The sequence below is a fragment of the Frankia sp. AiPs1 genome (assembly GCF_023716945.1).
GTDB lineage: Bacteria > Actinomycetota > Actinomycetes > Frankiales > Frankiaceae > Frankia.
Map to the genome: position 1 here is coordinate 1 of NZ_JAMQQF010000812.1, position 1,939 is coordinate 1,939.

At 75.5% G+C, this 1,939-nt stretch carries 1 protein-coding gene and 1 pseudogene; one reads left to right on the forward strand and one right to left on the reverse strand.

What is annotated here, in order from left to right; all coding sequences use genetic code 11:
• Nucleotides 1-819: pseudogene (locus ND748_RS30925) on the forward strand (hypothetical protein); the annotation flags it as partial.
• A gap of 34 nt (nucleotides 820-853) precedes the next feature.
• Here the strand turns inward: ND748_RS30925 and ND748_RS30930 are convergent.
• Nucleotides 854-1,939, reverse strand: a 1,086-nt coding sequence (locus tag ND748_RS30930; RefSeq protein WP_251749849.1) for a WD40 repeat domain-containing protein, incomplete at its 5' end; no start/stop codon positions are given.

Genomic DNA, 1,939 nt, shown 5'->3' on the forward strand with positions numbered 1-1,939 from the left:
CGGTGTCGGCCCGGGCGGGCCGGGGCCCGGCGAACGGGGCGGGGTGGGCGGCCCGGGCGGGGTAGGCGGGATGCGCCGCGGTGCGAACCCGCGGGCCGCGACGGGGGTCCACGAATCAGCGGCGCCACCTACACCTGGAACCGGCGGCCGGGCCTGATCGCCGCCGGGCGCGCGGGCGAGCTCTTCGTCGGTTCCGGCTCGCTCTACCTCGTCGACGGACGATCCGGCGTCGTCACCACCACCGACCCGACGAGCCTCGCCGTGCGCGGCCGGCAGTCGCTGGCCGCCAGGGTCGGTCCCGACGGCGGCGTTGTCGACGCGGCCCGCCGGCTCTGGCTCATCGACGCGATCACCGGCAACCTCGTCTGGCTCGATGGCACCGCCCGCCACGACCGACGCGCCGTCTCCGAGCCGGCACGGACCCGGCTCGTGCTCGCCGGCGGGCACCCGGCCATCGTCGACCTGGCCGAAGGCCGGATCACCCCGGTCTCCGCCGGCGGTCGCCTGGAGCGCCTGGTCGTCAGCGCGCTGACCCGCTGGCCCGACGGCCGGACGCTGACCATCGGCTCGCGCACCACCGATGCCGGTCCGAGGCCGGCCGCGCTGCTCGGCGACCGGCGGGGCACCCACTGGGTCCAGGTGCCACTGCCACTGCCGGTGGCGGCCGGCGCGGCGCTGCGGGGGCGCATCGAGCTGTTCGGCGTCGTCGTCGCCGGCGGTGAGGCCCACGTGGCGGGTGCCGTCGCCGACGGCGGGGACGGTTCCGGCGCGGCCGTCTGGTCGCTACCGTTGCCGCTGCCGGCGAGTCCCGGCTCCTGAGAGGTCGCGAAAGCGATGTCGGTGACCCCGCGACTCACCTGAGGGTCCAGATCCGGACGGCGTTGTCCTGGCCGCCGCTCGCCACGGTCCGGCCGTCCGGTGAGCAGGCCACCGACTCGATGATCGAGCTGTGGCCCCGCACCGCGGTCCCCTGCGAGCGTGGTGCGTCCGCCCCCGTGAGGTTCCACAGGTGAAGTGCGTCGAAGTCGCCGACCGCGGCGAGCGAGCCGTCGGGTGTGAAGCACACCGGGCCGTCGCCGGCCATCGGCTGGCCGAACGGGCTCAGGGAGGTCCGGTCGGCGGAGACCCGCCACAGGTGCACCGCGTCATCGGAGCTGCCGGTCGCGAGGATCCCGCCCGCGACGCCACTCCCGCCCGCCGCGGTGAACTCCAGTGTCACGTCGTTGTCGGCGAACGCCCGCAGCGGTGAGCCAAGGGCACGCGGTGCCGCCGGATCGGACACGTCCCACCGACCGATCGTGGTATCGAGGCTGCTCGCGGCCAGCGTGTGCCCGTCCGGCAGGAACAGCACCGAGAAGATTCCGTCCGCCTGGTCGCGGCGCACGTCGTGGTCGATCCGGCCCAGGCGGCGCGGCGATCCGCCGGTGACGTCCCACAGCAGGATCAGGCCGGCGTTCGTACCGCTTCCGCTGGCGAGCATGCGGCTGTCGGGCGAGAAGGCGACGGTGTTCACCGGGCCGGTGCTGTCGGGTCTGGGCTCGCCGAGCGGCTTCGGGGCGGCCCGGTCGGACACGTCCCAGACCTGCACTTTTCCGGTGGACGAGCCGGTGCCGGCGGCCAGCTTGCGACCGTCCGGGGAGAACGCCACGGACCACACGGCGTCGGTCACGCTCAGCGGCACGCCCAACCGCCGGGGGCTACCCGGCTCGGAGGTGTCCCACAGCATGATTCTGCCGTCGCTGTCGCCCGCGGCAAGGGTGTTGCCGTCCGGGGCGAACGCGACGGCGAAGACGGCTCCGGTGTGCCCGGGCAGGGCGCCGAGTGGACGCAGCACGGCGGTCGCGGCGACCGCGGTACCCCTCGTGGCCGTCGGCGTCGGTGCGCGGGGCGGGGTCGACGTCAGGGGTGGGGCCGGCGACGGCGTGCCAGTGGCCGCGGT